Source organism: Bradyrhizobium sp. WSM2793 (genome assembly GCF_000379585.1).
Classification (GTDB): Bacteria; Pseudomonadota; Alphaproteobacteria; order Rhizobiales; family Xanthobacteraceae; genus Bradyrhizobium.
Window position 1 is genome coordinate 1 of record NZ_KB902818.1, and the last position, 26,108, is coordinate 26,108.

Genomic DNA, 26,108 nt, shown 5'->3' on the forward strand with positions numbered 1-26,108 from the left:
TGGTAGTTCAGGCCAATCTTTCCGATGTGATAGTTGCTGGTCAGGCTGGTTGTGTTCGCCGGCAGAATTGCAAACGGCGGAAACTGGACTGTCGAAGCCGTCGCGACACGCGGTCCGCCAAAATGCAGATAGTCATACTCGACGTTCACCGACCATGCAGGCGTAACGGCTTGCTCGATGCCCAGACCGATGACGCCACCGAGACGACCATCGTCGAAATGCGTTTTGCCCTGTGGCCAGCCGCCTTCATAGTTGTTGACCACATCGCCCCGATTGTTTTGCCAGGCTACGCCTGCTTTGAGATAGGCCAGGGTGTGCCCAAGCGCGCCAAAAGCGTAACCGACGCGGCCCGTTGCGGTGGCAAAGAAGCTCGGACCTGCGTTGCAGTTTGCGCTTACAACAAAGCCGGAGGCTGCGAGGCAGGTGTTTGTACCCTCGCCGACAGCTACGCTGGCATCCAGTGCGACGCCGAACACCCAGCTGTTGTTCTGCCAATTGTAGCCGATCTGGCCACCTGCGACAAACGATGGGATATCGACGGCGCCGCCATAGATGGATGGACCGTAGGGATTGCTGAAGGAGGTTCGCCCGTACCCGCCGCCGGCGTGCCCGCCAATGTAACCTCCGGTCCAGTTCCATACCGCCGGCGGCAGTTGCACTTCTCGCTCAAAGTTCGCCCTGGCTGCACCGCTTGCGACGAGCGCCATTGTCGTAGCACCCCAAAAAAGAACTCTGGATCGCATCAAAGATTGCCTTGCACTTTGCCGGTCCACAGCCGGCTCCTTAAAGTATCGCCGCACGGCAAATCGTCTGGCCAGACACTGCGGCAACGCGCGCCTGGTCCGACCCGAAGATCACCGCCCTACGATTGGTGATGTGTCCGAAACAGAGCAAGCCGCATGCCGAACTCAGTTCGTATGCTTTGCGGGATTTCGTAAGAGTTCGTCGCGTCAACTTGCTGACAATGGTTTCAATGCTGACAATCAAGCGCCGACAGCTTCTCCGTCGCCGCCCTGAATGCGGAATTCCAGGCGGTCATGCGCGCCTTCATGTTCCCAGGGTGGTCGAGCGGCAATCGGTTCAGCGCGGATTCTCGAATATAATGTTCTTGTCGCCGCACGAGCTGCTGCCCCTGGCAAGCAGGCCGTCGCTTGCAGTTCACCGCCCCTGAATTTTTGCGAAACGTGGGTGCGCGAAAAGTTCGCTTCGAAGACAAGCGGTCCACGGATCGTTTTAGGTTTTTGAATTGCGGCGGGTCTCGCCAGCTTTGGGAATTAGGTCCCGTTAGAGGTCCGCTGAAGTTGGCGGACCGGCGGCGTCTCAAACCGCGTCGTAGCCAGCGCCTCCGCCTTCAGCGCCTGGCGATAGGGCTGCACGGCGCGTTGCAGCGTCCGCCGGCTGACTGTTACGCCTTGCTCGGCCAACAGGTCCTGGCGCACCACGTCGGCATTGCCGCGATGCCGAATGAGCCTCTCGCGCAGCCAACCCTCAAGGCCGTCGAGATGCTTCGGCCGCTCAGGCGACTTGAACGCCTTCACCCCGCCCGCCACCACGTAGCCCTTCACCGTGTGATGGCTGCAGCCCAGCTGTCGCGCAATCCGCTTCAGACCCCACCCGCACGCCCTCAGGCGCAACATCTCCGCCATGTCATCCGGCGTCTTCATCACCTGCCCCCGTGGATCAATCCACGACGAGCCTTCAGTGATTCGTTCCTGCTTCATTCACTCTCTCCCCAGCTATCCAAGGAGGGGGCAATTCCTCGTGACGCTGAGGGGGCAGTTTTCCATGGCGCGCGACAGCTGAACAAGCCAGCCAGCCGAAACGTACTGGCTGCGCAGACTTGTCGAGTAGCCATGCTTCGTCATTCCATCCGGCATCGACCAATAGGCCCTCCGGGAGGGTCTATTCAAGGAAGTTTAGTTTTCCGCCAGAACGCTCAGTCATACTAAGTATTATAACCGCATCTCAAACCGGAGCTTCAAATCCGCTCAGTCGGGCTATGCGGAAAACCCGTAACGAAAACTTGGATTGCCGGCACGCCAATCACATTTCGATCGATAATCCGCAGCCATGGGTCATGCGCGGCAGGCGCAGCACGCTTGCCGAGCCGGTGAGCAAGGCGCATGTTGGCCGGCATCCAAAGCCGTCAGTAGCTGAAAGTGTTCCTTTGACGATATGGACTACGCTGATCAATGCGTAGGCTTTCGACTTCCCGCTCAGTGAGGGAAGGCCATCAAATCACCCTGGAGCAAATACACCGGCAATCGCGCGGCTCTGATCCAAACATACCGCATCCTGTTAAGACGTGCATTTTGGATGCTACTTGGGATTGTGCCTCTGGCTTAATTAGCGTATTGAGCGGTTGGGCGCGGGCAGCTCTTCGCTTTGCTAGCCCTTCGGCGCCCTGGCCCGACCCTGCAATTTGAAGGACGTGAAGATTTTTCACAAGATCTATCATTCGCGAAGCTTTTTCGTGATATATGAGATCTAATTTCGGCCCGAAGGCGAGATCGCCAACGAAATTCACGGCCGAGAACGTTTTTCATGGATTGAGCCCATGCAGCTACAGTTTTCAGGTCCCGTGAGCGTTTTTCATGACCGGAGGCTGCCAGAGACTGCGACCCCCGCCGGCTACGCTGCGCTGATTGACGCCTACCGGCTGTCCGTCCCGATCCCGCGCGTGCTTTCCGCCACTGGAACAAAGCACCGCATCATCGAGCATGGGGGATGGCGCATCTACACGCCACGTCATGCGCCGGACGCCAGCCTTGAGGGACATCTCACCTTCGCGCTCAAAAACGAAGGACTAGACCTTGCCATACTGAAGCGCCTCTTCCTCACCGTGAAGGAGGATGAGATTGCGGACCTTGTGAACCAGAAGCCGACTGGGCTCTACACGCGCCGCATCTGGTTTCTCTACGAATGGCTGTTGGGGCGCGAGCTCAATCTGCCCGCAGCAGACAAGGTCTCCTACGTCGATGCCGTCGATACCGAACTCCAGTATGCGAGCTCCGGACAGAATTCAGCACGGCACCGCGTCCGCAACAACCTGCCGGGCACGCCGGACTTCTGCCCGCTCGTTTTCAAGACACCGCTACTTGCGGAATTTGTTGCAAAGGATCTCAAGGAGCGCGCCCGGATCGTGGTGAGCCAAGTCCCGAAGGATCTGCTCGCGCGAACCGCCGCCTTCCTTCTCCTCAAGGACTCGAAGTCGAGTTACATCATCGAAGGAGAAAGGCCGCCGCAGGATCGCATCCAACGCTGGGGCAAGGTCATCGGCGAAGCAGGACGGGCGCCGCTCGATGAGGCTGAGTTTTTGCGCCTGCAGCGGATCGTCATCGGTGATGAACGCTTCGTCAAGCTCGGCTTTCGTAACGAAGGCGGCTTCGTCGGCGAGCATGACCGCGAGACGCAAGGACCCATTCCGGATCATGTCAGCGCACGTCACGAAGATATCGTCTTGCTCGTGCGCGGCTTGATCGCGTTCGATCAGGCGGCGGAAAATGAGCTTGATCCTGTCATTGCCGCCGCCGTGCTGGCTTTCGGGTTCGTCTACGTTCACCCGTTCGAGGATGGCAATGGCCGCATTCACCGATACCTAATGCACCATGTTCTGGCACGGCGCGGCTTCAATCCTGCCGGCATCCACTTTCCAGTTTCGGCAGCCATTCTCGACAAGATCGGCGAATACAAGAGCGTGCTGGAAAGCTATTCGAGTAGATTGCTTCCGTGCATCGAATGGGAGCCGACTCCAAAGGGCAACGTCAAGGTCCTGAATGATACCGCTGACTTTTACCGCTTCTTCGATGCAACGCCGCACGCGGAATTTTTGTACGAATGCGTGCAGAGGACTATCGAACAGGATCTTCCGAGGGAAACCCGGTTCTTGCGGAGTTTCGATACATTCCGGGCTGGCGTCGAAAACATGGTCGATATGCCGGAGCGGACCCTCAACAACCTCCTAGGATTCTTGCAGCAGAATGAAGGGCGGCTCTCAAAGCGCGCCCGTGACAACGAATTCTCCCAGCTAACGCCAGACGAAGTCACGAAGATTGAGGGCCTCTACCAAGCAGCCTTCTCGCGCGAGCCCGGAACAGAGAGCTGACCGTCCGCCCGCTATGACTAGAGCATGATCGCCTGAGGCTGAATCGATTGGGGATTCCTAAATCAGGCGGGTGCTGATTCAAGATGCCGGCTGGGCCCAATTCCGAAAGGGATCGAAGAACGATCCGCCACGTGTGCCACTCGTCGACCCGATCACGTGGTGTCGGTGTCCGACGGAGTTGTGATCGAGGTCGGCACGAAGAAAAGGACGGCAGGCCTGCCTCCGTACGAGGGCTTCGTCTAAAGATCCGGAACAAGCACCTGATCTATGAACCCCGATCATTCGCCGTTCCGGGCCGGTGCACCCAACACGCTGAAGCTCGGCGACAGCGTCAAGGCTGGCCAGTTCATCGGCGTGATGGGAGATTTCATGGACGGGCCCGCGGACACGACCAAGCACCTGCACTTTGAGATCGAAGCGCCCGTTCCGCAAGCCGTGCTGCTTGGTCCCCCGTGTATCCGTCACGACGCCAAGTCGAATACTGATGTCCGGGTCTGCATGGCACGAGAGAAGGCACCCCCTTTTCATCGCTCATCGTGGTCTATCTGCGCGACCGATATGGCCGTCAGGTGGACCTGAGCGACGTCGACAAGGAGACCGGGCGTCCCCTGCTTCCCGTGTTGAACGACCATGAGGTCGTTGCGGCGAAGAAGCCGCAGAGCCCCGCGGTAGTTTCCTCCATTCTGCGTTGAAAGGGATGATCAAACAGATTGGCAGCGAGTGCGACGAATGGGATTACCGGGCATGTCGCTATGTTGATCGGCAGACGGATTTCGAGCCGCTTGATCAAAGCATTTCGCAGGTTTGCCATGAACACGGTCTTTTTCCTGACGGCGATTTTGACTACTGCTCAATGCGCTCTTCTTTGTCGTACGAGCCCGCTCGCAAGTCACGCCGCCAATACTCAGGCGGCTAAGCTCACACGCCCTCTGTCCGAACGCACGCGAGAAGCAGTCCCGCCGCAATATCGCACTGCCGATACTGTTTCCGCGGTCGAACCGGCGGCCTCAAAAGGTGATGCCGAAACGTTACCCGGCGGACACCTGATTGTCAGCTTCAGAGCCAATGTCGGGAAGCTGGCATGGCGATGCGGCACGATGCGGCGGAAACCTGCTGTTTGTCGGCGGCATGCTGCTTGCAGAGATCGAGCTGCGGCCGGCGCGACACATCGCGTGCACGGTCGCAACACGAATTTCGCTGTTTCGTCCACTCGCAAGAACTTGCGCTCTCAGGCTGCGTGCCTGTCCGAGGAAGCCAAATGAAAAAGTCTCTTCTGCGCGCCGCGTTGCTCTCGATAATATGCCTTACAGTCGCGCTGCTCCACGGGCAGTCTGGTGCGACGCCGACGGACGATCCGTTCCTCTGGCTCGAGGAGGCCGAGGGGCCGCGCGCATTGGCCTGGGCACAGGCCGAGAACGAAAGGACGCTCGGCTCGCTCGAGTCGGATCCTCGCTACGATCGCTTCTACCAGGACGCGCTGACGATCCTCCAGGCAAAAGACCGGATTCCGTCCGTTTCGCTGACACGGCAAGGTCTCGAAAATTTCTGGCAAGACGAGAGCCACGTGCGCGGCATCTGGCGGCGCACCACGCTTGAGAGCTACCGCGGCCAGGATCCCCGATGGGAGACCATCCTGGACCTTGACGCACTCGCTGTCGCCGAGAACAAGAACTGGGTCTACAAGGGTCACAGCTGCCTTGGGCGGCGCTGCCTCGTCAAACTCTCGGACGGTGGCAAGGACGCCGTGTCCATACGGGAGTTCGACAGCGAAGCCAAAAGCTTTGTTGCAGGTGGATTCCAACTGCCCGAGGGCAAGCAGAGCGTCAGCTGGATTGACCGTGACACTGTCCTCGTTGCACGTGATTGGGGCGAGGGGACCACGACCGAGGCCGGCTATCCTTTCGTGTTGAAGGAACTCAAGCGCGCTCAGCCGCTCGATCAGGCGCGCGAAGTTTTTCGCGGCCAGCGCACCGACTTCGAAATCCTGCCATGGGTGTTTGATGAACGGCGGATGACCGGCGTCGCGCGTCGGATCAACGGCTTCGAGCGGCAGTATGTGCTGTTCGGGCCGGCCGGGCCGATCGAGCTCGATCTGCCGAAGAAGGCCTCGATCGTCGGCATCGCGAGTGGCCGCCTGCTTGTGAAACTGGACGAAGACTGGATCCGTTCCGGCGATACCAGCTTCAAGGCCGGCTCAATGATCTCGTATGATTTGGCCGAATGGAAGCAGGATCCGCTGCGTGCGAAACCCTCTGTCGTTTTCGAGCCCAACTCGCGGCAGGCACTCCGCGGATTTGGCAGCACCAGGAATTTCCTGGTCCTGACGATTCTCGACAACGTTCAAAGCAAAGGCATTCGTCTACAGGTACGATCAAGGTGCCTGGCATGCCACACCAGTCCCGCTGCCGGAGAATGCGACCGTAAGCCTATCAGCCACTTCCGCGCAAGCGGATGAAATGACGTTTACCGTCTCTGACTATCTGACGCCAACGTCGCTTTGGTACTTTGATGCCGAAAGCAAACGGCTCGAGCTCTTGAAAACGGCACCAGCGACGTTCGACGCATCGAAGCATGTCGTGGAGCAGCTGGAGGCGACTTCGCGCGATGGCACGCGGATTCCGTACTTCCTGGTGCGGCCCAGGAGCGCAAGATTTGACGGCTCGACCCCGACGCTTCTCTATGGTTATGGCGGGTTTCAGGTTCCGCTTCTCCCCTCCTATGCGGGACCTATGGGTCGACTATGGCTCGAGGGGCAATGCCTATGTTGTTGCCAATCTGCGTGGAGGCGGCGAATTCGGTCCAGCATGGCACCGGGCGGGCCAGGGAGCAACGAAGCAAAGCACATGGGATGATTTCATCGCGGTCGCCGACGATCTGATCCGTTGGAAACTCACAAGTCCGCGCCGGCTCGGCGTGATCGGCGCTAGCCAGGGGGGCCTGCTGGTCGGCACTGCAATGACCCAGCGCCCCGAGCTTTTCAACGCGGCGATCATAAGAGTGCCACTGTTCGACATGCTTCGATTCACCCAGTTAGGGGCGGGCGCGTCCTGGACCGCCGAGTATGGCGACCCGGCCATTCCCGAACAACGAGAGTGGATCGAAGACTACTCGCCGTACCAAAAGCTGGTTCCGGGCAAGGCCTACCCGGAGCCTTTCATTTTCACCTCCACCAACGACGATCGCGTGCATCCTGCCGACGGCCGCAAGGCCGCCGCGAAGCTCGCTGCACTGGGCCAGTCTTATTTTTACTTTGAGAACAGCCATGGGGGACACCGCGCCGCCGCCAATCTCGTCGAACGTGCGCGCCAGCTGGCTCTGGAATACACATATGCATCCAGGCGGCTTTGCCCCGAGCCACCGGGAGGCGCATCCTAAACATAGGTCAATGGTACCGTGGTCGTAAACTTCAGCTCTTCCATGCTGATGAACGAGCTGATGTCAGCAAAGTCGAGCCGACTGATCAGCTTCTTGTAGACCGCATCATAGACCTCTACGCCTGGCACCACCAGGCGGAGCAGATAATCGGTTTCGCCGGTCAAGCGATAGGCTTCGACGATTTCCGGAATGTCTGCAATGGCCCGGCGGAAGCCCTCGAGCCACGCCATCGAATGACGCGACGTGCGTACACCCATGAACACAGTCATCGGCACGTTGGCTTTGCGTCTATCAACCAGAGCGACGCGCCGGCAGATCAGGCCACTCTCCTCCATGTGCTTGATGCGCCGCCAACAAGCGGACACCGAAAGATTGCTCGATTCGGCAAGAGCTGTGACGGGAATTGCTGCGTTGAGCTGCAACTTGTCCAGAATCTTCAGGTCGCGATCGTCCAACGCCATGTCCTTTCAGCGGCTTCGGGCTCGGGTGAGAAGAGTTTTTGCTATCGCCGAGATAAGGCCTTTGATTTGCACTTTCCAGAGCGATTGCGCGAAACAACGCCGAGATTTGGCGCCGAAGGCGCGGTAAACCTGTGTCGCCTTCGCATGAAGTGGAGATCTCAAAGTGCAGCGGACCATTGGGCTGATCGGAGGGATGAGCTGGGAAAGCACGGCCATCTATTACAAGGAAATCAATGAAATCGTCCGTCAGCGCCGCGGCGGTCTCGCCTCGGCGGACATCTTGCTGCGCTCGGTTGACTTCGGCTGTATCGTCACCCTTCAGAAGGCAGGAGATTGGAGGCAAGCCGCTGCTTATCTAGCGAGGATAGCCCGACAGTTGGTTGACGCGGGTGCCAGCTGCATCCTGATCTGCACCAATACGATGCATGTGATTGCCGACATTGTTGCTGCCGAGCTGAGTGTGCCGCTCATCCACATCGTCGATGTGACCGCTGCGGCTCTTCTCGCCGCTTCCTTCAAGAAACCACTGTTGCTCGCGACGCGCTATACGATGGAGCAGCCATTCTACTGTGATCGCCTGCGGCAGCGCTTTGGCCTTTCAGCTGTCATGCCGGCGGAGAACGAACGGATCCGGATCCACGATGTCATCTTCGATGAGCTGTGCTGCGGAGTTATCTCTGATCAGTCGCGCCAGGAATTTATTGAGATCATCGCGCGCGGTCGTGCACGGGGCGCCGATGCCGTTATCCTCGGCTGCACGGAGATTGGTCTTCTCATCGGCCCCGAACATACAGAATTGCCGGTGTTCGATTCGGCGAGGCTGCACGCCAGGGCGGCAGCTGATTTCGCTGAGGGTAAGCTGTCAGCTGGTGCTGCTCCATAAACGCGCGGCGATGATCGCCTCGCCGATCGACGCTTGATATCGTGCTCGGTGGTGATGCCGACCTCGACCGGAGCCGGGGTCCCAATGCCACTGTATCTGGCCATGTCGGGCAGCGCGGTAGCGCAGGAAGGGCGATTGTCAAGTTGTCGCAAGATCAAGCGATTGGTCGATCGCGCTCGACCTTCAAGCTTCGGCTCCGAGAAGTGAACTAAGTTCGTTGTAGCGGGATTCGGCGCCGCCTCGACGTGCTTAGCGCGAAGGCGATCGATAGCTCAGGCTGAAGCATCGCTCATGCTTGCAATGGGAGGTCTGTTCGCCAAAAGGTGCAAGCGCATTCTGGCCGATGTCGGCAGAATCTTCTCTTTATTGAGCGCTGCCATGGTGAGCGCTGCTATGGACGTCGTGGTTGCGGCTTTGGCTGTCTCGTTCAAGACGTCGGTTGTTTCAGGCGCGACAACCGGGACGCCCGCAACCAGGTGATGCGAGAAAGCCTACATCGTTTCGTCATGAAAACACTTAAGCGGCCTTGGCATACCGGTTGCTTGAAGATGTGACGAAACCACTTGTGACCATGATGCTCGTTCGGCACCCGATCCAGGTATTCAGATGAAACTTGCCCGCTTGATCCATGGCAGAGGTCTCCTGATGCGCTTTCCAAGCCGTGCGCCTGCGTCGCGAACTCTGCCATCTTCGGATCGCGCATCGGTTTGCCGGCCAGAGTCCGATTGTCTTGCAAAGGGCTCGCGACGAATGGCGGTCCTCAACAACATGGTGCAGACAAGGGTAAAGGCATTCTACCTTTAGGACGATCGTTTGCGTCACTTTTAGCCGGTGGCTCAAGCGCGGGCATCTGCGCAGATGCCGAGCCTGGGTTCTTGAAGCTGAGCGCCGGCTATGCATCGGTGCTTGCAGATGGTCAGTGGACTGATGCAGGACGATTGGGATCCCGAGAAAATAGTCAGGCAACAGGACGAGCTCAAGGTCAAGCTGCTTCGCGCCCAGTCGGTTGTCGCCGAATGTAAGGCAGGATTGGCAGATCTGGAACGGAGACTTGAGCGTCGAGCAGTTTCGTCGCCCATCGGTGAACGCCAGCGCAACTCTGCCGCGAACCATTCAATACGTAACGTACAACCGCGCAAGTCGGGAGGCGTCGATGATCACGTTGAGTAGGATGCTGCCGCGACGTTTTCGAGTCGATCATGGGACCGTTGAAAGCTGCCGCCGCACGCGTTAACGGCGAGAGGTTTTGTCACGGACCTGGTGAAGATCTCGAGACGCATCGGGTTGCGAACCCGGCGGGCGAACTGGAAATCGGGGGGGCGGCCCTGCCGCTAGGCTCGGGTTTTTGGTTGATCGCGGTGCGTTGGCCAGAGGATGCGCGCAGAGTAGCACCACATACGGGAGGCATCGCCGCGTTTGTGACTAGAGCCTCCTGTTTTGGGGGGGCTGCTCACGCAGATGTCCTGGATCGAATGTCCAAGAGCTCTCCACCTTGACCCAGGGCCAGATCGGTCGTTTTGTCCGTCTTCAAGTCACTCAAATTACCGGTAGACGTGTCTGGAGGGGGGGCGCGAGGGGGCGCGTTCAATGACCAAGATGGTCCGCTATGGCCGTGAGGCAAGGCATGCGACGTCACGGGCGGTGCTGACCGCGGAAGACGACCATGCCTCATCCGGCATCGCATGGATGATGACGAGAACTGGCTGACTATGTCCCGCACAATGCGGTCCGGAGGAAACGGCAGTCACCTAGATTCGTGAGACGCCAGGAAGAGAGTTCCCGGTGCGAATGCGATCCGGTGCCGGCCGCAGCGTCGTCAGCTTCTCGAAAGCTTGCCCGAATACGGACTAACCCACCGTTCCTGGACGAGAGGCTGGCGTGGACTCGCACAATTTCGACATATCCAATGCAGCACCTCCGCCATCGGTACAGCACGCTCTTCGAGACGATCAGCAACCGAACCAGGCGGAACGAGACGCCTTTGAGCAGCAATTGGATGCAGCGCGCGTGGCCGCCGGGCTTGCCCGACGCCCCGGCCGCAAACCGCCGTCGAATGTATCTCGCGCGGATCATGATTACATTCAGGCGATGATGAGCGGTATCAGTACTCGCCGAAACCTGGCACCGTTGACGGCCGACAAGTATGTTCAAATGCTTTACAAGGTGGCGAATTACCTCGGCGAGCGGGGCCCCAGTCGCTCGAAGCCAGTGATGACAATGCTCAGGCTCGATAGATCCAAATGTTTTCAGTTCCGCTTCCCTGCCGCTTTCTCCGGGGGAGCTTGGTCGACTGCTCGATGATGCGTCCGCACCTAGCGGAGTGGACCAGTTCGCCCGCCGCTTGCCGGCCATGGCCGATCCCGAGGCATTCGATTTCGAGTACCTGCCATTCTCACTAGGCGAGCTCCGGGGAGTGCTGCATGATGAGTCCGTGCCGTCGGGCTTGGATCAGCCGGTCGGCAATTTGCCGGCTTCGGCTGATCCAGATGTGTCTATATTCAACGAGGAGCAGATGCCGCCTGGAGAGCTTCGGCGATTGCTTGATGATGAGCCGGCATCCTCAGCCGCGGATCAACGGCCACGCCGGCTGCCCAGCGACTATTAGAGGTCACGAGCCATTGTCGCAGACGCCCTGAACTCGCTATCGCGACCGGTTAAATTCCCGGCAAAACCTGCGACGCATTTAGCTTGTATCGAGCGTATCGCGTTGCCTTTCGGCGAACCGGCTTCGCGTCCATCACTTGCTGAGCGAGCGCCAGCCGGCGCGGATATTGGCCGTTTTTTTGGACCATCGCATTTTCGTGCACAGGCAAGTTGCTACTGCGAGATCGCAAGGTCGAGGCCTCTGCTGCGTCTTATAAATGTCATCTTGCGCGGGCCAGTGACGCGCGCGGCGGCTCAATCGAGCCAGCGCTCAATACCAGACAAGGCACGCGGCAATGATGCGCGTGACAAAGCACGAGCAGGTCGATGATAAAGCGTTTTTGCAACTGGGCCCTATTGTCCATACTCGCCTGCATGGTTGTCTGCCCCGCTGCAAAAGCGCAAGACCGCCGGACTATCGCCGAACCTGTTGCACCTCATACGGTCTGCGATCGCCCTGTGCCTTCCGGCAAGAACGATACAGTTAGCCTACAGGACGCCATTCAACATTGCCCCGCTGGCGCTGCAGTTTATCTGGGGCGCGGCGAGTTTCACTCAGGTCCACTCGAGATGAAATCGGGCGTGACCTTATGGATCGGACGCGGTGCGGCGCTGATCGCCATTCCTGAACCTGCTGCTTACGACAAAGGGCGCGGAGAGTGTGGTCGCATCACGGGTAAGGGCGACGGTTGCCGGCCATTCATCAGCTTTTCCAGAACGCGTGGCGGCGGCATCTACGGGGAGGGGATCATCGATGGTCAGGGCGGCGCAATCATGGACGGCGGCGCCGAAACCTGGTGGCAGCTGGCCCGCCGCGCGCAAGCCGAGGGCGGCAACCAGAACGCCCCGCGCTTGATCCAGATCGATCATGCGCAGGACATCACATTCTCTGGTGTCACCTTGCGCAATGCGCCCAATTTTCATGTCGCGATGAACCGGGTCGAAGGTGCCACTTTCTGGGGCCTCACGATCGATTCACCGGCGGATGCGCGCAATACCGACGGCATCGACCCCGGCGCGAGTCAGGATGTGACCATCACCCACAGCTTGATCCGCACGGGAGACGACAACGTCGCAATCAAGGCCGGCGAGAATGGCTCAAGCAGCCATATCTCCATCATTGATAATTATTTCGGCTGGGGGCACGGCATGTCGATCGGCAGCGAGGTGAATTCCGGGGCTAGCGACATACTGGTGCGTAATCTGACGCTGGATGGTACGACGTCTGGCCTGCGCATCAAGAGCGATGTCAGTCGAGGCGGTCTGGTCGAGCGCGTGACTTATGAGAACGTGTGCTTGAGGGGCAACCGGTGGCCGGTTGCGTTCGATGCAAAATATGATCCGCGCGCACTAGGCACGAGGATTCCGGTCTATCGGCAGATCGTTCTGCGCCATGTGCGTGGCGACAATGGTGTGCTGCTGATGCGCGGCGTAGACGAGCGGCATGCCCTTGACGTGACGCTCGAGGATGTCCGATTTGCGAATTCCGCGACTTGGCAACTCGAATACGCGAACGTGACCGCAAATCACTCTGACGTATCGCCGCCGCTGCCGGGACGAGCTACAGAACCGCTGCCGCGCGGATCGGAGGCATGTGCCAGGGCATTCCGCGACGGCAATCGCTAAGCACGACAACCGGCGCCGAACCCGGGTGGTGAGTTCCGCATCGGCGAGCCTAAATTGCTGGTCTTGCCGAAGGTTAGCCTCTTGTCCGATGCTTCGTTGCAGGCGACCGACGGGGTTGCAGGGCCGGAATTGCGAAAGTTACGTGCAGGTTCTGGTTTGGCGAGGAGAATGTGTCGACCATGCGCGGCGGCTATCCGCGGCGGTACCTTATACCACTGCGTCGAGCGTGCCGCGAATTCAACGAAGAGTAAGATCACATGCGAGTTCTCGTGCCGTCTGCTGCGCTTCTGGCCGGATGTTTCTGCATCCCGGCAGCGTACCCTCGGCCACTATTGGTGTCGCATGCCGGAAATGCAGACTATCACTCCGTGCAGCAAGCCATCGACGCATTGCCGGCGGAAGGAGGAAATGTCCGGATCGCGCCGGGCATCTATCGCGAGAAGGTCAAAATCTCCAAATCCGGTGTTCATATCGAAGGGACTGGCAGGAAGCCGGAGGATACGGTCATTGTGTATGGTGACGGCGCGATCAATGTAGGAGGAACCGCCCGTTCGGCGACGCTGGATGCCGCTGGCGATGACTTCCGGCTCGAGAATCTGACCATCCAGAACGACTATGCCCTCAATCCGGCCAATCCACCCTCGCAGGCGGTCGCGCTGTCCGTTACCGGAGACAGGGACGTCGTTACGCGCGTCCGCCTGCTCGGCGCCCAGGACACGCTGTTTGCCGGCAAGGGACCAAACGGCAGAATGTCACGACAATACTTCTCGAACTGCTACATCGAAGGGCATGTCGATTTCATATTTGGCAACGCAAAGGCCTGGTTCCGGCAATGTGAGTTGCACGGCATCGCCAATCAAGCGGTCATCTATACCGCTCAGAGCAAGGCAGCGCCGGATGAGGACAGTGGCTATGTTTTTGATCATTGCAGGCTAACTGCCGACCCTGCCGCGCGCTATATCGCGCTTGGCCGCCCCTGGCGCCCCTACGCCACAGTGGTCTTCCTGTCGACAAAGATAGATGCACAGGTCATTGCGGAAGGCTGGCGCGAATGGGCTCCGGGCGAGACCAACAAGTTGAGCACGAGCTATTATGCCGAATATAGATCCTTCGGCGTCGGGGCTAACCCCTTAGGCCGCGAGCCTCACTCCCATCAACTGACAGATGGCGAAGCTGCGAGATGGTCGCTGAGAGTGTTCTTCGGGGGTGCCACACATTGGCTGCCAACGAACCCTGAAACACAGAGCAATGTTCACGGTGAAGGGCGTCGAGGGCGATTCTCGAATGAATGACGGCAGGAGAGCCTGATTGTGATGGAGAGTCTTGTGCAGCAACCCAACTGCTGCCGTCGCATTATGAGTCTTCCGAGACTCGTCAGTTTATCGACAGCTAAGTCTTATAGGATGGGTACTGTCTAGCTGGACTGAGAGATCTGCTGCAGACGAGAATGGGATGGATTGCTTTAACAAAATAGCCCTTTCGGAGATTCCGTCCGAACGTACTACGTCTGGCTGCAACTACCCTGTGGGCGAATAGCACAGCGTGTTCGTCGGTTCTGGGTGGCAAGCGCGCTCTGTGATCGCCTGCATCCTCGCCAGTCGGTGATCACTATCGATGGCGAGAGCTACCGGCTTCGGGCAGCGGCGCTCCGGCAGATTCCCTTTCATTTAGCTACCGAAGAGACGGCATCGATGAATGCAGAACAGGCCCAGCTTGGGGCTGGCACTCCTTCCGAGACTTCCGAATCCGAGACCTCCGAACCAGGGTCCCCGGCGGCGGCTCAGTGGGCCGAAGCCTTGACGGAGGTGGACCAGTCCGCCGCTGATTCCGCCTCCTCGCAGGACCAGGTCCTTGCTGCCTGGGCTGCCGAAGAGGGGCAAGCCCAAGATGAGCGTCCACAAGAGGACGTAAGCCGAACGCGGGCTTGGCAAGAGGCGGCCAACGTCAATCAGCCGCTTGATCTGTCGTCCTTGTCCCTGACCGCCTTGTCTGCCCCCCTCCCGCCTGAGCTGCGGCGCTTGAACGTTGAGAGAAATCAGCTCACCAGCCTACCTGAGTTGCCAGCCGATCTGCAGCGGCTCAACGCCAGCAACAATCGCCTGACTAGCTTGCCCGATCTTCCAGCCGGGCTCCGGCGGCTCTCCGCTATCAGAAACCGGCTGACCAGTCTGCCTGCAGATCTGCCGCCCGGCCTTCGGCGCCTGAGCGTCGACAATAACCAGCTGACCAGTCTGCCCGGTAACCTTCCCGCAACGCTCCGGGAGCTGGATGCCAGCGGCAACCAGCTAACCAGCCTGCCTGACCTTCCAGCTGGGCTCCAGCGCCTGAACGTCGACTACAATCAGCTGACCAACCTGCCCGATCCCCTCCCGGCCGAGCTCGAATGGCTCAGCGCCGCGAACAACCAGCTGACCAGCCTGCCCGACCTAGTGCCCGCCGAGCTGCTATGGCTCGGCGCCAGCAACAATCAGCTGACCAGTGTGCCCGAGACCCTGCTGACGCAGCTGGGCCGCGAGTCCAGCGTTGATCTGGAGAATAACCCGCTGCCCGAGTGGTTGCAGACCAATCTGCTGACAGCCGTGCATGCCGGCGACTATGCCGGCCCGCAGATATTTTTGCCTATGACCCAAGCAGTGGTGGAGATGGGCGAAGGAGCGGTGGAAGTCGAGCCGCGGCAGTTGCATGAAGTTGTCGCGGACTGGCTTGAGGGCGACCCGGAGACGGTGGCTGCCTGGCGCAGTTTCGCCCAAGAGCCGGGAGCCCAGGACTACGCAGGCTTTCTTGAAAGGCTGCGGGGCACCGTGAACTATGGCAATGACGCGTTCCGGCACGCGGTCGCCGAGGATCTGCGGCAGGCGGCGGCAAGGCCGCGACTGCGTGAGCAATTTTTCACGCTCGCCTCCGAAGCGACCGCGAGCTGCGAGGATCGCATCACTTTGACTTGGAACAGCATGCAGACCGCACGCGTGAACGCTGATGTCGAGGCCGGGGCCTATGACGGGCGGCTCGACGAACTGCTCCAGCAGGGCCGTGTCATGTTCCGCTTGGAGGCGCTGGACAGGATCGCGCGCGAGACGGTCAACTCGCTCCGCGACGCCGACGCGGACGCCGATATCGACGCCGACGCGGACACCGACGTGGACACCGAGGCGGACACCGACGCGGACGCCGATATCGACGAGATCGAGGTCTATCTTGCCTACCAGACTCAGCTGCGCGAGCCGCTGGAACTATGGCACATCGCCCCGAACATGCGCTTCTTGAACATCTCTCACGTGACGCAAGACGACGTTGCCAGGGCCGCGATGTCGGTGCGGGACCAGGAGGCGACGGGATTCAGGAACTATCTGCTAACGCGCTGGCAGCCTTGGGAGACGGTGCTGGCGCGCATCAGGCCGGAAATCGAGGAGCGGCTCGTCGATGCGATGGGCGAGGAGTTTCAAACTCGCCTGGACCGGGCTCTCGCCGAGTACGGCCTGACAGGCGATCCTGATGCCGAGCGGGAGCTCGGAGCCCAGATCCGCAGCAACATCGCCCGCGACATCAGGGATGCGGTGACGAGCGAGGTGCTCAAACCGTACGGCCTGGAGCTGTAAAGCGGCCGTTCATGCGAGGCGTGTCAATCCGCCACTCGGCCGCCGCCATGCTCGATTGAGCGATCGCGATGAGACCCGCCCGCCGGCAGCTCCGCCGCGAAGCAAATGGCGCTAGCCGTGGTTCGACGAAAGGCGGTAAGGCCGCCGGTTCGTACCGTTGCTGCTCGCGTCACCTTCAAAGGCGCGAAAGGGATACTGTGATCAATGTTTTGCCTGCAACGCCACTCGCTTACCGGAACTGCCGTACATGCGCGACTCAAAAATCGACTTGTGCACCAGCCTTTGCTTCTGTCCGAAAGCAAACGCGCATGATGTGGGGAAGCAGCCAAGCTGTTGCGAACGCGACATTGGGCCGCAAAACGTGCGAGCGTTCCTCTGCATGGCACTGGCCCAATCCTGCGGCGCGTGGCAACGATGGCATCGAAGCCAGCATAACCGTCGTTACAACGATACAGTGATTCGATCACGGCCGAAGCTAAGTTATCTCCCGGCCTACACGTTTCCACGGATAACCAACGCAGGAGCGGCTTAAGCATTGAGCCAGCTCGGCGGTGGTGCGTTATCTCAACGCGCGGGCAGAGTGCCTTTTCGGCCGAGTGCGTGGAAACGAAGCGTGGCAGGCACTCGAACGCCCAACTTCGCGGCGGCCCTCTCACGTGCCAAGGCAATTGGTCCCACGCTGGTCTTTTGCCACTGATAGCAAACCGAGCGACTTGGGTGTTCTACAGCGACACTCGTCAGCTGATCGACAGGTGGGCCTGCTAAGGGCAGAACGCTGCCACGTTGACGGTCCTCCGGACTTATCTGGTCAACGAAATGGCAGAATGCTCGCAGCAGGGTCGATCTATTTGCCGCACTTGGGCTCGTGTGAACGTGTACCGACCAGAGCCGGGCGGCAGCCGCACCCCACGTGCACAGGCTCTCAAGTGTCATTGCGCTGCGCATTCACCTGTTTCGCGAGCTTGAGACGCGGGGCGTACTCTTAGTTCTGATGGAGAAATTGATGGATACAGGACAGGCACAGCGGAGCGCAGGTTCCTCCCAGGACACTTTTGAAAGGCGTGAGCAGGAAAGCTACCTCAGCGGCTTCAACCGAGCCATGGCGGATTGGGTCGAAGTCTTGACAGGGTATCGGACCCCCGCCTCCTCGCGGGCGCGGATCCTGGAAAACTGGGCTGCCGAAGAGGGGCAGGGCGAAGCGGAGAATCGGCGACAGGGTTACTCGCGAATTAGGGCTGCGGACAACACGGGCTCGCGCTCGGTAGATTTGTCATCCCTGTCCTTAACCGCTTTGCCCGCCGCCCTGCCGCCAAGGCTGCGGGAACTCCGCGCCATGAACAACGAGCTCAGCAGGCTGCCCGCTAGCCTCCCACCCGGTCTCAACGAACTTCTTATTAGCCACAACCGGTTGACCAGTCTGCCGGACGCTCTTCCGGCGAGCCTGTTTCACCTTGAGGTGAACGATAACAGGTTGAGCAGTCTACCAGACAACCTGCCGGCGGGGCTGGGGATACTGCACGCAAACAATAACCGACTCGGTAGCCTGCCCGACGCTCTCCCGAGCAGCCTCACCTCGCTCGCGGTTGGTGGCAATCAGCTGACCGAGCTTCCCGAGTCCCTCCCATGGGGTCTCATTGAACTCGATGTCAGCAGCAATCAATTGACCAACCTCCCCGAACCCCTTCCGAGCTGGCTTCAATCGCTCAATCTCAGCGGTAACCGGCTAACCAGCCTGCCCGAGGATCTCTTAACGAGGAGTTTTAGCTATCCGCATTTGGAGAACCTCGAGTTCGGGGATAACCCATTCCCGGACCAGGTCCGCGCTCACCTCGCGGCACCGCATCTTGAGCAACTGTCTCTGTACGAGGCTGCCGCGCACTGGCTCAGGGACGATCCGGCAGCACTGGCCGAATGGCAGCACTTTGCGGATGAGCCAGGCGCCCAGGACTACGCCCGGTTCCTAGATAGGCTACGAGGGACCGTGAATTATTGCAATGGCGAGTTTCGGCAGGCAGTGGCTGATGATCTGCGGCAGGCGGCGGCAAATTCGGGACTGCGCGAACAGTTTTTCACACAGGCTTCCGAGGCCAACGCGAGCTGCGAGGATCGTGTTACTTTGCACTGGAACGGTATGCAGACCGCGCGCCTTAACGCTGAGGTCGAGGACGGTGTGTACGAAGACCGGCTTGGCGAACTGATCCAGCGCGGCCGTGTTGCGTTCCGCCTGGAGGCGCTGGACGGGATCGCGCGCGACAGGGTCAACTCGCTCCTCGGCCTCGACCCGAACATAGACGACGTCGAAGTCTACTTGGCCTATCAACATCTACTGCGCGAGCCCCTGCAGCTGAGCCACGTCGCCCCTGACATGCGTTTTCTGTCGGTCTCTCGCGTGACCCCCGATGATGCAGCGCGGGCACTGGAACTGGTTCGCGAGCAAGAAGCGAACCAATTTACCGACTACATGGCAACCCGCTGGCAACCTTGGGAGACGGTGCTAAGGCGCATCGCTCCGGACGAATATGAAACAATGCAAGACCGGCTCGTCGAAGCCATGGGCGAGGAGTTTCAAACCCGCTTGGATCAGCGACTGGCCGAGCATGGTCTTCTAGGCGATCCGGATGCCGAACGGGTGCTCGGAGCCCAGGTCCGAAAGGAAATCGCTGGCGAGATCAAACGCGAGGTCATGCACCGTGTGCTCGCAGAGCGTGGCCTCGAACTATGAGGCTCCCAAACCGCCGCAGAGATATTTATCATTGCTCCGTGGCGGTACCTAAACATCGATCGTGAAGCCTCGCCGATCGCTGCCAAGGTGCTTTTGCAGTGCGCTGCCGTCGATCAGGGCCTTTCGGTCTTGCCGAGCGACGAAAATTCCCGCGCGGGAGCGAGGGTGTTTCTGCGTTCGGTCGAAAGCCGCTTCGGAACGAGAGCTCCGTCGGTCGAAAAAGTTGTTGAGGTGACCAAGGCGCGCCGCGGTGAAATCATCGCTTCCCGAGGCGCTGCCGCAGCCAACCAGCTCGGTTTGACGACGCAGCTACCTGTTCGGCAGGTCTGTTTGACTTCGGGTCCTTTCCGCGAGTCCATCTTGGCAAGCAAGTTCTGGAGTTCAAGCATGCACCGCGTTCGCAGCATACGATGGCAAACCGTCGTGCAGGTGAGATCGTGCGCGCGCTTGGTCGGGTCGGTCCCAAGACTGCACGACAAGCCTTGCGGTCCCGCAGTCAAAGACTGAGCCTGATTGAAGTGAGCGATTTGAAGTCTGCCGGATCTTCATTGCCGACTTGGCTTGCCAAGCCCGTAAGCGAAGGTGCGCGCTACCTGTGCGACCCGAGCGCCGAGAGGCGCGCGGCGTTACTGCTGCGAACTCAGGACGGCCTGCACATCGTCTCGACGTTTGGTGCCTGAACGCGCTTTGTTCATCGCCACTGGGCGAGCATCTCGTCTCAAGGATAAAGAAGGCGCAGTTCGCCGTTTCCCGGAAGACGTGAATCCCATACGGCATTCGAGCGATAGCTCCGGACCTGGTGAAACACCAGCGAGGGCAATTCGGTCCTTCAGAACCGCACTCAGAGCAAAAAGCGGAACTTCAAGACACGAGAACGCGTCCCGGCCTGCGCCAAGGAAAAGACGTTGTCCGTCAGCAATGAGCGCCTGCAAGATGACAAGCTCAGCGCCAAAGTTGATGCCAAGGACGATAAGATACTCGTCACGTATGATCATTTGAGACTGGTAGCGGCTATGTGAGCCCCGCCGTGATGCTTGAATTCGGCGCACGATCGACAGGCAATCCATTGTTATATCGGTCGACGAATTTCGTCGGCTCAAACAGGGGCCGGCGAAGAGGTGCGGCAGAATAGGAGCGACGCCGGCCTGTCGTCAGGCGGGTGCCGAAGCGAGGCCGGTCTCGCGGGCAGCAATATCCTGTTCTCGTCAGCTTTTCGAAAGGTTGCGACTACAACAATCGAGAATCTGATTCTTGCTGAACGAGCTGCTACTTGGCCGTAATCCAGGTCGTACGGATTGCTGCAGGGCCTATACAACATGAGGAGAGCAGGATGGATCCGGTTGACCCATTCTTCGATTCAGGAGCCTGGATGCGGGAGTACGCCGCCTTGCAGGAGCGGAATGGGCAGCGAGCGGGCAGCCCAAGCGAACACGGTGACTTTGAACGGCGGCTGGAGGATTTGAATCTCGATCCGTCTGAGCAAAGGAAGTCAACTTCGCCTGATCGGGCTCCCGCAGGAGGTGGTCGAGCAGTCCGGCGGGACGATTTCGGCGGTTCGATGCGGGTGCCGCCGCACTCCGCTTTTCGGGAGAGTGCGCTAGCCGACACGCGCCGGAGCGTAGACATTCCCAGCTTTCAGCTTCCCGCTTCGGCGCAAGTGCCGCAGTCCAGTTTGCGGGATGATCTGTTCAGCAGCGCACGCTACAGCTTTCCGGACGCAGAGGCTGCCGCGTCGGCCAAGAGCGGAAAAAGCCGCGGATTATGGTCACGCTTCAAGTCGGGAATCGGCAAAGCCCTTGGCGGGAGCAGCAGCGAAAAGTCGTCGGGCGACGCGGGCCAATCTGACGTCTTTTCGACGAATTTACGAATTGATTACGCCAGGCAGCCGGGCCGGACGCGCGGGGTCCCTGCGGCCGATGAGGAGCTCATTAAAGATTTCAGAAGGAAGGCGGCGGGTAACCTCAGCGACGGCACGATCAAGAATGCGGCAACCGATTTGCGCCATTTGAGCGCGCGCCTGAGCACGGCTGGCAGGCCCTCAATTGCGGATCGGATTCGCCGGGAATTGGAAAACGCGCAGCTGGAAAATCCCGATGTGGAAAACCACCAGCTGGAAGATGAGCTCGATGAGGATGTCGATACCTACGCAAAGGACCGGGGCAGGCGCATCAAGGCGGCCTTGAAGAAGCTCCGTGAGGTCGGTGCCGGAAACGCCCTGGCGGCCGATGTCCGCCGACTGGCTCCTCACGGCGCGGACGCAACCCTGATCGGCATGTGGGCGGCGGCGGAAAAGGCGACAGGCAGGATCGACCCGAAGACGATCGACAGGCAAGCTCGCCGCATGTCGAGGCTGAGTGAGTGGCTGCAGACGCATGACCGGCCACCGATCGCCGGCCGACTGTCCACCCCTGGGCTCGCTCAGGATGTCGAGGAGTACAGGCACGAAACCGACGACAGCAAGATCAACGCTGATCTGGTCAGGCTTGGCCAATACGAGCAAATCCTGGAGGCGAACAGGGCGCTCGGATTGCGGCCTCCTGAGAATCCGGGCCAGCCTTCTTGGGAAGCTGCTCGACAGCCGCACTCGCTGCAGGAGCCTCCCGCAACACCAGCTACCCCGAGCGCGGGAGCCTGGGATTGGCTTGGCGAGCAGATCCACGGGCCCACCATATCGATGCCAGCGCCGCCCAGCAATTGGCAGGCCGGTTCGTCGCAGCAGCTTGACGAGCAAATCCACGAACCCGCCTCACCAATGGCAGCGCCGCACTGGGCCGCGCAAGCTCATCCGCCGCTCGAGCTTCCTGCTACTCCGGCCACCCCGAGCCAGGGAGCTTGGGCCTGGCTTGGGCAACAGATGCAAGAACCCGCATCGCCGTCGTCCGCGAGGCCCCTATCGTCAAACATCTACGCCGGTCTCAACTCCTTCGTTGAGCTGGATCCACCCACACCCCACGACTTGCGTGACGATGCGCGCTCTGCGCCGGCACCTGAATTCGCAGCCGCCTCGTCGTTCGCGGGACCGCCGGGGGCGCCTCCGGAGCTGCGGGATATTGGAGCGATCGTTGGCGCAAACTGGCGCCACGGCTCCCAGGCGGCTTCAGACGAGTTGATCGATGTATTGGGCAACATCAATCTGCTGCCAAACCAGTTCGGGCCAAGTCAGTTTGCGATCAATGGGGAGCGCTATTCGGCGACGCTTGGACCAGGAGGCCGCAGGGATATTCGCCTGATCCATCATCCGCGCGCCGGTGGGATGAACGAAGCCGGGCCATCCCGGCCGCTGCATCGCCCACCGCCAATCGTAAGCGCAAGGCAAACCGCGGAAGGTGCAGTCGATCTTGGCCATCTTATCCGGGGCGGCTGGGAGCATAGGGAGCGGTTCCTGCCGCCTTACCTCGTGCGCGTTTTGGAGGGCGAGCGCATCATGCCCCAGCCCGGGCGGCCGACCTATTTCGAGATCCGCGGAGTGCCTTACAGGGGCGAGTTGGTGGAAAGCGAAGGACGCCAGCGCGTTCGCGTCTATCCCGAACCTCGGTGAAGAAGCAAGTTGGTTGCAATTCCAAATGCTCGGCGGGCAGCTCGCGCGAGGCGTTCTATCACGCGGTGCTTGACCGGCCATGCACCCAATCGATGCAGATCGCAGAGGTGGGGCGTGAATACACCCCTGATTTCGACGGCGATGCTGGCTCAGTCAGTTTATCGGGCGGGGACGTCCCCATGACACGTACCCGCACTTGAACAGAACGGCACTCACATCAACTGGTGCCGTCACGTTTACTGATACCGCACAGAGGCACGAGCGCGCCTGTTTCCAGAATTCCGCCAACTATCGTTGCGAACGGGCTGACCGGATCATTTAAGAGGCTAAGTCCGGACCCAGCTCGCCAAAGCCACGAATCCCAAGAGAAACCAAATCACAAGAGCAACCGGCCACAACGAAGAGGGAGCCTTTTCGGGTTGCGGTTCTGAGTCTTGATGGTCGGTCCAGGCTTTCCATGATCGCCAAGTCTGAGGCGACATCGGTTCGTCAAAGTCACGAAGGCTAGTTTCGTCCACGGCTATCTCCCACCACAACCTCTGCTAGATCAACCAATGTAGAAGAGCCTGCCAATGAGAGAACTCGCGTGGGGCGGATCGGCCCTCGCCAAGAAGTGGGGCGCCACCAGACGGTTGGCCTCAATGATGGACTCGGGCAGGGCAATAACATCGCAGTATTCCCGACGAACGTGAAAGGCGCCGCGGCCGTGTTCGGTTGTGGGTTTTCTCAGCCGCATACTGAGCAATCGCCCTGTCGATAAGATCCCGGTCTTCTGTAGATAGATGGGGATAGGAGTCCCCACCGCCGACGGGAGCGGGATCGGCCTGCCTTGGCTTGGCCAAGTGCTGCTCAAAACCATCTTGCCCGGCCTAGCTCGTCTGCGGCTCTTCCGAGATGGCGTGCTGCACCTGCGACCAAGCTGGTGCATGAAATGGGTCAAAATCTTGCGGGTCCACGCTCACCTCATCTCCAGGATCACCTGAACAGGTCTCCGTAGTCAGGCAAGCTTTCGAGAACCTGACCTGACATGGTTCCGAACAAAGAATTATTCGCGCTGGCCAACCTCGGAAATGACGGCGCTCGGGACCAGCCTCTCCTCAACAATCCGCCCGGTCCTGCTGCTGGCGGCCCTATCGGAACAGCAGATTCTAAGCTCCGATCCGGTACTTTCGACGCCAGATCGCCGACCAATCTCGCAGCTCGAAGTCTTGTGCATGAATGCGATCCTGGAAATTGCCGGCGTCATGACCTCGCTTCGCATGGCCGCCCAGCAGAAGGGGATATGCGCAAGCTCGCTGATCTGTTTGAAGTTGCCGTCGGAAACGTTGTCGAAACCGTCTCCTCTGCGTCCACTGAGCTCGAGGCCCCCGCCGGGTCGCTGAGGAAAACCGCCGATTCGGCCCAGCATCAATCCAGCGGACCCGCATCAGCATCCGAGCAGGCCTCAGCGAGCGTGCAGTCGCTCGCTTCTTGCGGCGCTGATGCTGCGAACCAAGACACCTGAAGTTAGCGGCGAGACTCGGCGCTCGCATGTAAACCATGAAAGCGCTGTCCTTACCGACAAGTCGCTTGGGTGGCCAGCCTTCGCCCTTGGATTAGCAAAGCTGAAAATCTCGCCCCGGCGCTTGGAGTGATGCGTAATCCTCAGAGTGCCGCCACGTTCTATCGCGGAGAAGGGTCTCCGGGGCGCCTACCAGGATTGGTGGCCGCCCTGATCAACTACCTTCGTCTAAGCTGCCTGCAGATCTAGGAGAGACTCGATGACCAAACGCGCACGCATTCGTTGCACCAACAAGACGGGCAGAACGAACCCTCACGAAAGAATCACACATATCGGCGGACTAAACCCCGACGGAACGCCGTGGAAGCGATCGATCGATCAGGCTATCAAAGATATCGAGAGCGACGAATGGGAGTTTTATGTCGAAGAAAACGGCCGCAGGGTTGATGTGGTGTGGGCCACGCACAACGGGCACAAGTACATCAAGACGACGGCAGACGACATTCAACCCGACAATGTTCTCTCGCTCCTCGTCGAGTGTCCCTGATGATCACCGGCCCGCACGTTGAGCCCGCCACTCTGCCAGCGCTGTGTCAGGGTCGTTCGACGCGGTCTTCCCGGTAAGTAGACTAGAAGCCCGGTCCAGATACCAGTCAATCGCATTGCGACCCAAGTTCTGAGTGCCGGGCATCGCGGCCTGGCACCGCGTCCTTCTTGACCCATGTGTCGAAGGGCCCTCGGAGCAACCGCAATAGGCGGTTGCGTCGGCCTTTGTGAGGCCCCGAAGGCGATCTGGTCAGCGCGCAATATCCGCTCCGAGCGCCTCAGCTCGGCGGGCGAACGCTTGTGTCGTGTATGGTCACCGTCCACTCGGACCAAAGTGGAAGTTAGCGGCAACGTGACTCGGCGCTTTGTCGGCCCTGAAAAGTGCTGTCCCTGCCACGCGCCGCTAACTTCGGTGGCCTGCCTTGCCAAAACAAAGCTACCACCTCGCCTTCCCGGGAGCGTCGTCAAGCTCACGGGCTGCGGATTGTAGCGCCAAGAGCGCTCGTAGGGCGCCTACCAGAATTGAAGGCTGGCCTTCACTTCGTGAAGGCGCACGATAAGGTGAGGTTTGGCCACACAAGAGGGGCTTAAGCACATCAGGATGAGGCCCGCCTCTGAGGCCGCAGCTCGCAAGCTTGGACAACTACGGGCGCTCACCTCAGCCGCGTAAAAAGACCCCGAGCATCTCCGGCCCTGATGCAGACAAGCCAGGGCTACGGCCCGTGGTGATGCGAGCTCGGTGTGAGCACGCTACTGACTATTCTGAGGCGGTGTCCGCTCGATTGCATTTTCAGCTCCGCGCATGCCGGACGCAAGTTTATCAACCAGGTGCTGATTCCGATGATCTCGCCCGGGTGTACCGATTTGATCTCGCCCAGGATTCCGAGATGATCTCGCCCACCATTCCGATTTGATGTCGCCCGGGGCGCGAGGCGTTCTGGCTGTCTGGTTTCTGGCATCGGCGAAGCCGCGTGGTCAATCTTGAATCGCGGCTCGACGGGTTGGTTTTTCTGTTGCTCCTGCTGTGGGCATGTGGGCAACGCTCTTGCGTTGTCCAAGCGTAGCGGCATGTCCACAGCGCCACAGGCTCAAGCCTTTCGGTCGGGTTTGCG

16 protein-coding genes and 1 pseudogene are annotated in these 26,108 nt (G+C 59.8%); 14 read left to right on the plus strand and 3 right to left on the minus strand.

Annotation, left to right across the window (positions count from 1 at the left end; genetic code table 11):
• The coding region (locus A3AS_RS0136855) for an outer membrane protein (RefSeq protein WP_026202751.1) at positions 1 to 707 on the minus strand (707 nt) is incomplete at its 3' end.
• Positions 708 to 1,274: 567 nt separating this feature from the next.
• Positions 1,275 to 1,721 (minus strand): helix-turn-helix domain-containing protein, encoded by a 447-nt coding sequence (locus tag A3AS_RS0136865; RefSeq protein WP_018322457.1) that lies wholly within the window; start codon positions 1,719 to 1,721, stop codon positions 1,275 to 1,277.
• Positions 1,722 to 2,557: 836 nt separating this feature from the next.
• Here A3AS_RS0136865 and A3AS_RS0136870 point away from each other — a divergent pair.
• The 4 genes from A3AS_RS0136870 to A3AS_RS49595 all read left to right on the plus strand — a co-directional run bounded on the left by A3AS_RS0136870 (position 2,558) and on the right by A3AS_RS49595 (position 7,480).
• Complete coding sequence (locus A3AS_RS0136870) at positions 2,558 to 4,105, plus strand: Fic family protein (protein ID WP_049815095.1); 1,548 nt, start codon at positions 2,558 to 2,560, stop codon at positions 4,103 to 4,105.
• A 267-nt stretch (positions 4,106 to 4,372) separates the two neighbouring features.
• Positions 4,373 to 4,684, plus strand: a complete 312-nt coding sequence (locus A3AS_RS0136875; protein ID WP_018322459.1) for a peptidoglycan DD-metalloendopeptidase family protein — start codon at positions 4,373 to 4,375, stop codon at positions 4,682 to 4,684.
• 679 nt (positions 4,685 to 5,363) lie between these two features.
• A complete protein-coding gene (locus A3AS_RS49590) occupies positions 5,364 to 6,560 on the plus strand; it encodes a hypothetical protein (RefSeq protein ID WP_245283369.1) in 1,197 nt (398 codons plus the stop codon).
• A gap of 197 nt (positions 6,561 to 6,757) precedes the next feature.
• Positions 6,758 to 7,480: a prolyl oligopeptidase family serine peptidase gene (locus A3AS_RS49595; RefSeq protein WP_245283370.1), complete on the plus strand. Its 723-nt coding sequence runs from the start codon at positions 6,758 to 6,760 to the stop codon at positions 7,478 to 7,480.
• Here A3AS_RS49595 and A3AS_RS0136890 read toward each other — a convergent pair.
• Positions 7,477 to 7,941, minus strand: coding sequence for an Lrp/AsnC family transcriptional regulator (locus A3AS_RS0136890; RefSeq protein ID WP_018322461.1), 465 nt, complete (start codon positions 7,939 to 7,941; stop codon positions 7,477 to 7,479). The genes A3AS_RS49595 and A3AS_RS0136890 overlap by 4 nt on opposite strands.
• 163 nt (positions 7,942 to 8,104) lie before the next feature.
• Between A3AS_RS0136890 and A3AS_RS0136895 the strand changes: the two genes are divergently transcribed.
• From A3AS_RS0136895 to A3AS_RS0136955, 10 genes and pseudogenes are all read left to right on the plus strand, one after another.
• Positions 8,105 to 8,824, plus strand: coding sequence for an aspartate/glutamate racemase family protein (locus A3AS_RS0136895; RefSeq protein WP_018322462.1), 720 nt, complete (start codon positions 8,105 to 8,107; stop codon positions 8,822 to 8,824).
• 912 nt (positions 8,825 to 9,736) lie between these two features.
• Entirely contained in the window at positions 9,737 to 9,994 is a 258-nt protein-coding gene (locus A3AS_RS44310) for a hypothetical protein (RefSeq protein WP_049815097.1), read from the plus strand.
• 1,150 nt (positions 9,995 to 11,144) lie between these two features.
• Complete coding sequence (locus A3AS_RS0136910; RefSeq protein ID WP_018322465.1) at positions 11,145 to 11,429, plus strand: hypothetical protein; 285 nt, start codon at positions 11,145 to 11,147, stop codon at positions 11,427 to 11,429.
• A 365-nt stretch (positions 11,430 to 11,794) separates the two neighbouring features.
• A complete protein-coding gene (locus A3AS_RS0136915) occupies positions 11,795 to 13,093 on the plus strand; it encodes a glycoside hydrolase family 28 protein (protein ID WP_018322466.1) in 1,299 nt (432 codons plus the stop codon).
• A 257-nt stretch (positions 13,094 to 13,350) separates the two neighbouring features.
• Positions 13,351 to 14,385 carry a pectinesterase family protein gene (locus A3AS_RS0136920; protein ID WP_018322467.1) on the plus strand — a complete coding sequence of 345 codons (1,035 nt, stop codon included), beginning with the start codon at positions 13,351 to 13,353 and terminating at the stop codon, positions 14,383 to 14,385.
• A 399-nt stretch (positions 14,386 to 14,784) separates the two neighbouring features.
• Positions 14,785 to 16,689, plus strand: coding sequence for an NEL-type E3 ubiquitin ligase domain-containing protein (locus tag A3AS_RS0136925; protein WP_026202754.1), 1,905 nt, complete (start codon positions 14,785 to 14,787; stop codon positions 16,687 to 16,689).
• 1,003 nt (positions 16,690 to 17,692) lie between these two features.
• Positions 17,693 to 19,411 (plus strand): T3SS effector NEL-type E3 ubiquitin ligase NopM, encoded by a 1,719-nt coding sequence (nopM, locus tag A3AS_RS0136930; protein ID WP_026202755.1) that lies wholly within the window; start codon positions 17,693 to 17,695, stop codon positions 19,409 to 19,411.
• Between the two features lie 21 nt (positions 19,412 to 19,432).
• Positions 19,433 to 20,091, plus strand: a pseudogene (locus tag A3AS_RS50210) (DUF6088 family protein).
• 650 nt (positions 20,092 to 20,741) lie between these two features.
• Positions 20,742 to 22,949 carry a hypothetical protein gene (locus tag A3AS_RS0136935; protein WP_026202756.1) on the plus strand — a complete coding sequence of 736 codons (2,208 nt, stop codon included), beginning with the start codon at positions 20,742 to 20,744 and terminating at the stop codon, positions 22,947 to 22,949.
• A 1,760-nt stretch (positions 22,950 to 24,709) separates the two neighbouring features.
• Complete coding sequence (locus A3AS_RS0136955) at positions 24,710 to 24,997, plus strand: DUF3892 domain-containing protein (RefSeq protein ID WP_018322474.1); 288 nt, start codon at positions 24,710 to 24,712, stop codon at positions 24,995 to 24,997.
• The last annotated feature ends 1,111 nt before the right edge of the window (positions 24,998 to 26,108 follow it).

Bases quoted from the DNA above. Each gene is read 5' to 3' on its own strand.
- A3AS_RS0136865 (WP_018322457.1), bottom strand. From the start codon at position 1,721: ATGAAGCAGGAACGAATCACTGAAGGCTCGTCGTGGATTGATCCACGG.
- A3AS_RS0136870 (WP_049815095.1), top strand. From the start codon at position 2,558: ATGCAGCTACAGTTTTCAGGTCCCGTGAGCGTTTTTCATGACCGGAGG.
- A3AS_RS0136875 (WP_018322459.1), top strand. From the start codon at position 4,373: ATGAACCCCGATCATTCGCCGTTCCGGGCCGGTGCACCCAACACGCTG.
- A3AS_RS49590 (WP_245283369.1), top strand. From the start codon at position 5,364: ATGAAAAAGTCTCTTCTGCGCGCCGCGTTGCTCTCGATAATATGCCTT.
- A3AS_RS0136890 (WP_018322461.1), bottom strand. From the start codon at position 7,941: ATGGCGTTGGACGATCGCGACCTGAAGATTCTGGACAAGTTGCAGCTC.
- A3AS_RS44310 (WP_049815097.1), top strand. From the start codon at position 9,737: ATGGTCAGTGGACTGATGCAGGACGATTGGGATCCCGAGAAAATAGTC.
- A3AS_RS0136915 (WP_018322466.1), top strand. From the start codon at position 11,795: ATGATAAAGCGTTTTTGCAACTGGGCCCTATTGTCCATACTCGCCTGC.
- A3AS_RS0136920 (WP_018322467.1), top strand. From the start codon at position 13,351: ATGCGAGTTCTCGTGCCGTCTGCTGCGCTTCTGGCCGGATGTTTCTGC.
- A3AS_RS0136925 (WP_026202754.1), top strand. From the start codon at position 14,785: ATGAATGCAGAACAGGCCCAGCTTGGGGCTGGCACTCCTTCCGAGACT.
- nopM (WP_026202755.1), top strand. From the start codon at position 17,693: ATGGATACAGGACAGGCACAGCGGAGCGCAGGTTCCTCCCAGGACACT.
- A3AS_RS0136935 (WP_026202756.1), top strand. From the start codon at position 20,742: ATGGATCCGGTTGACCCATTCTTCGATTCAGGAGCCTGGATGCGGGAG.
- A3AS_RS0136955 (WP_018322474.1), top strand. From the start codon at position 24,710: ATGACCAAACGCGCACGCATTCGTTGCACCAACAAGACGGGCAGAACG.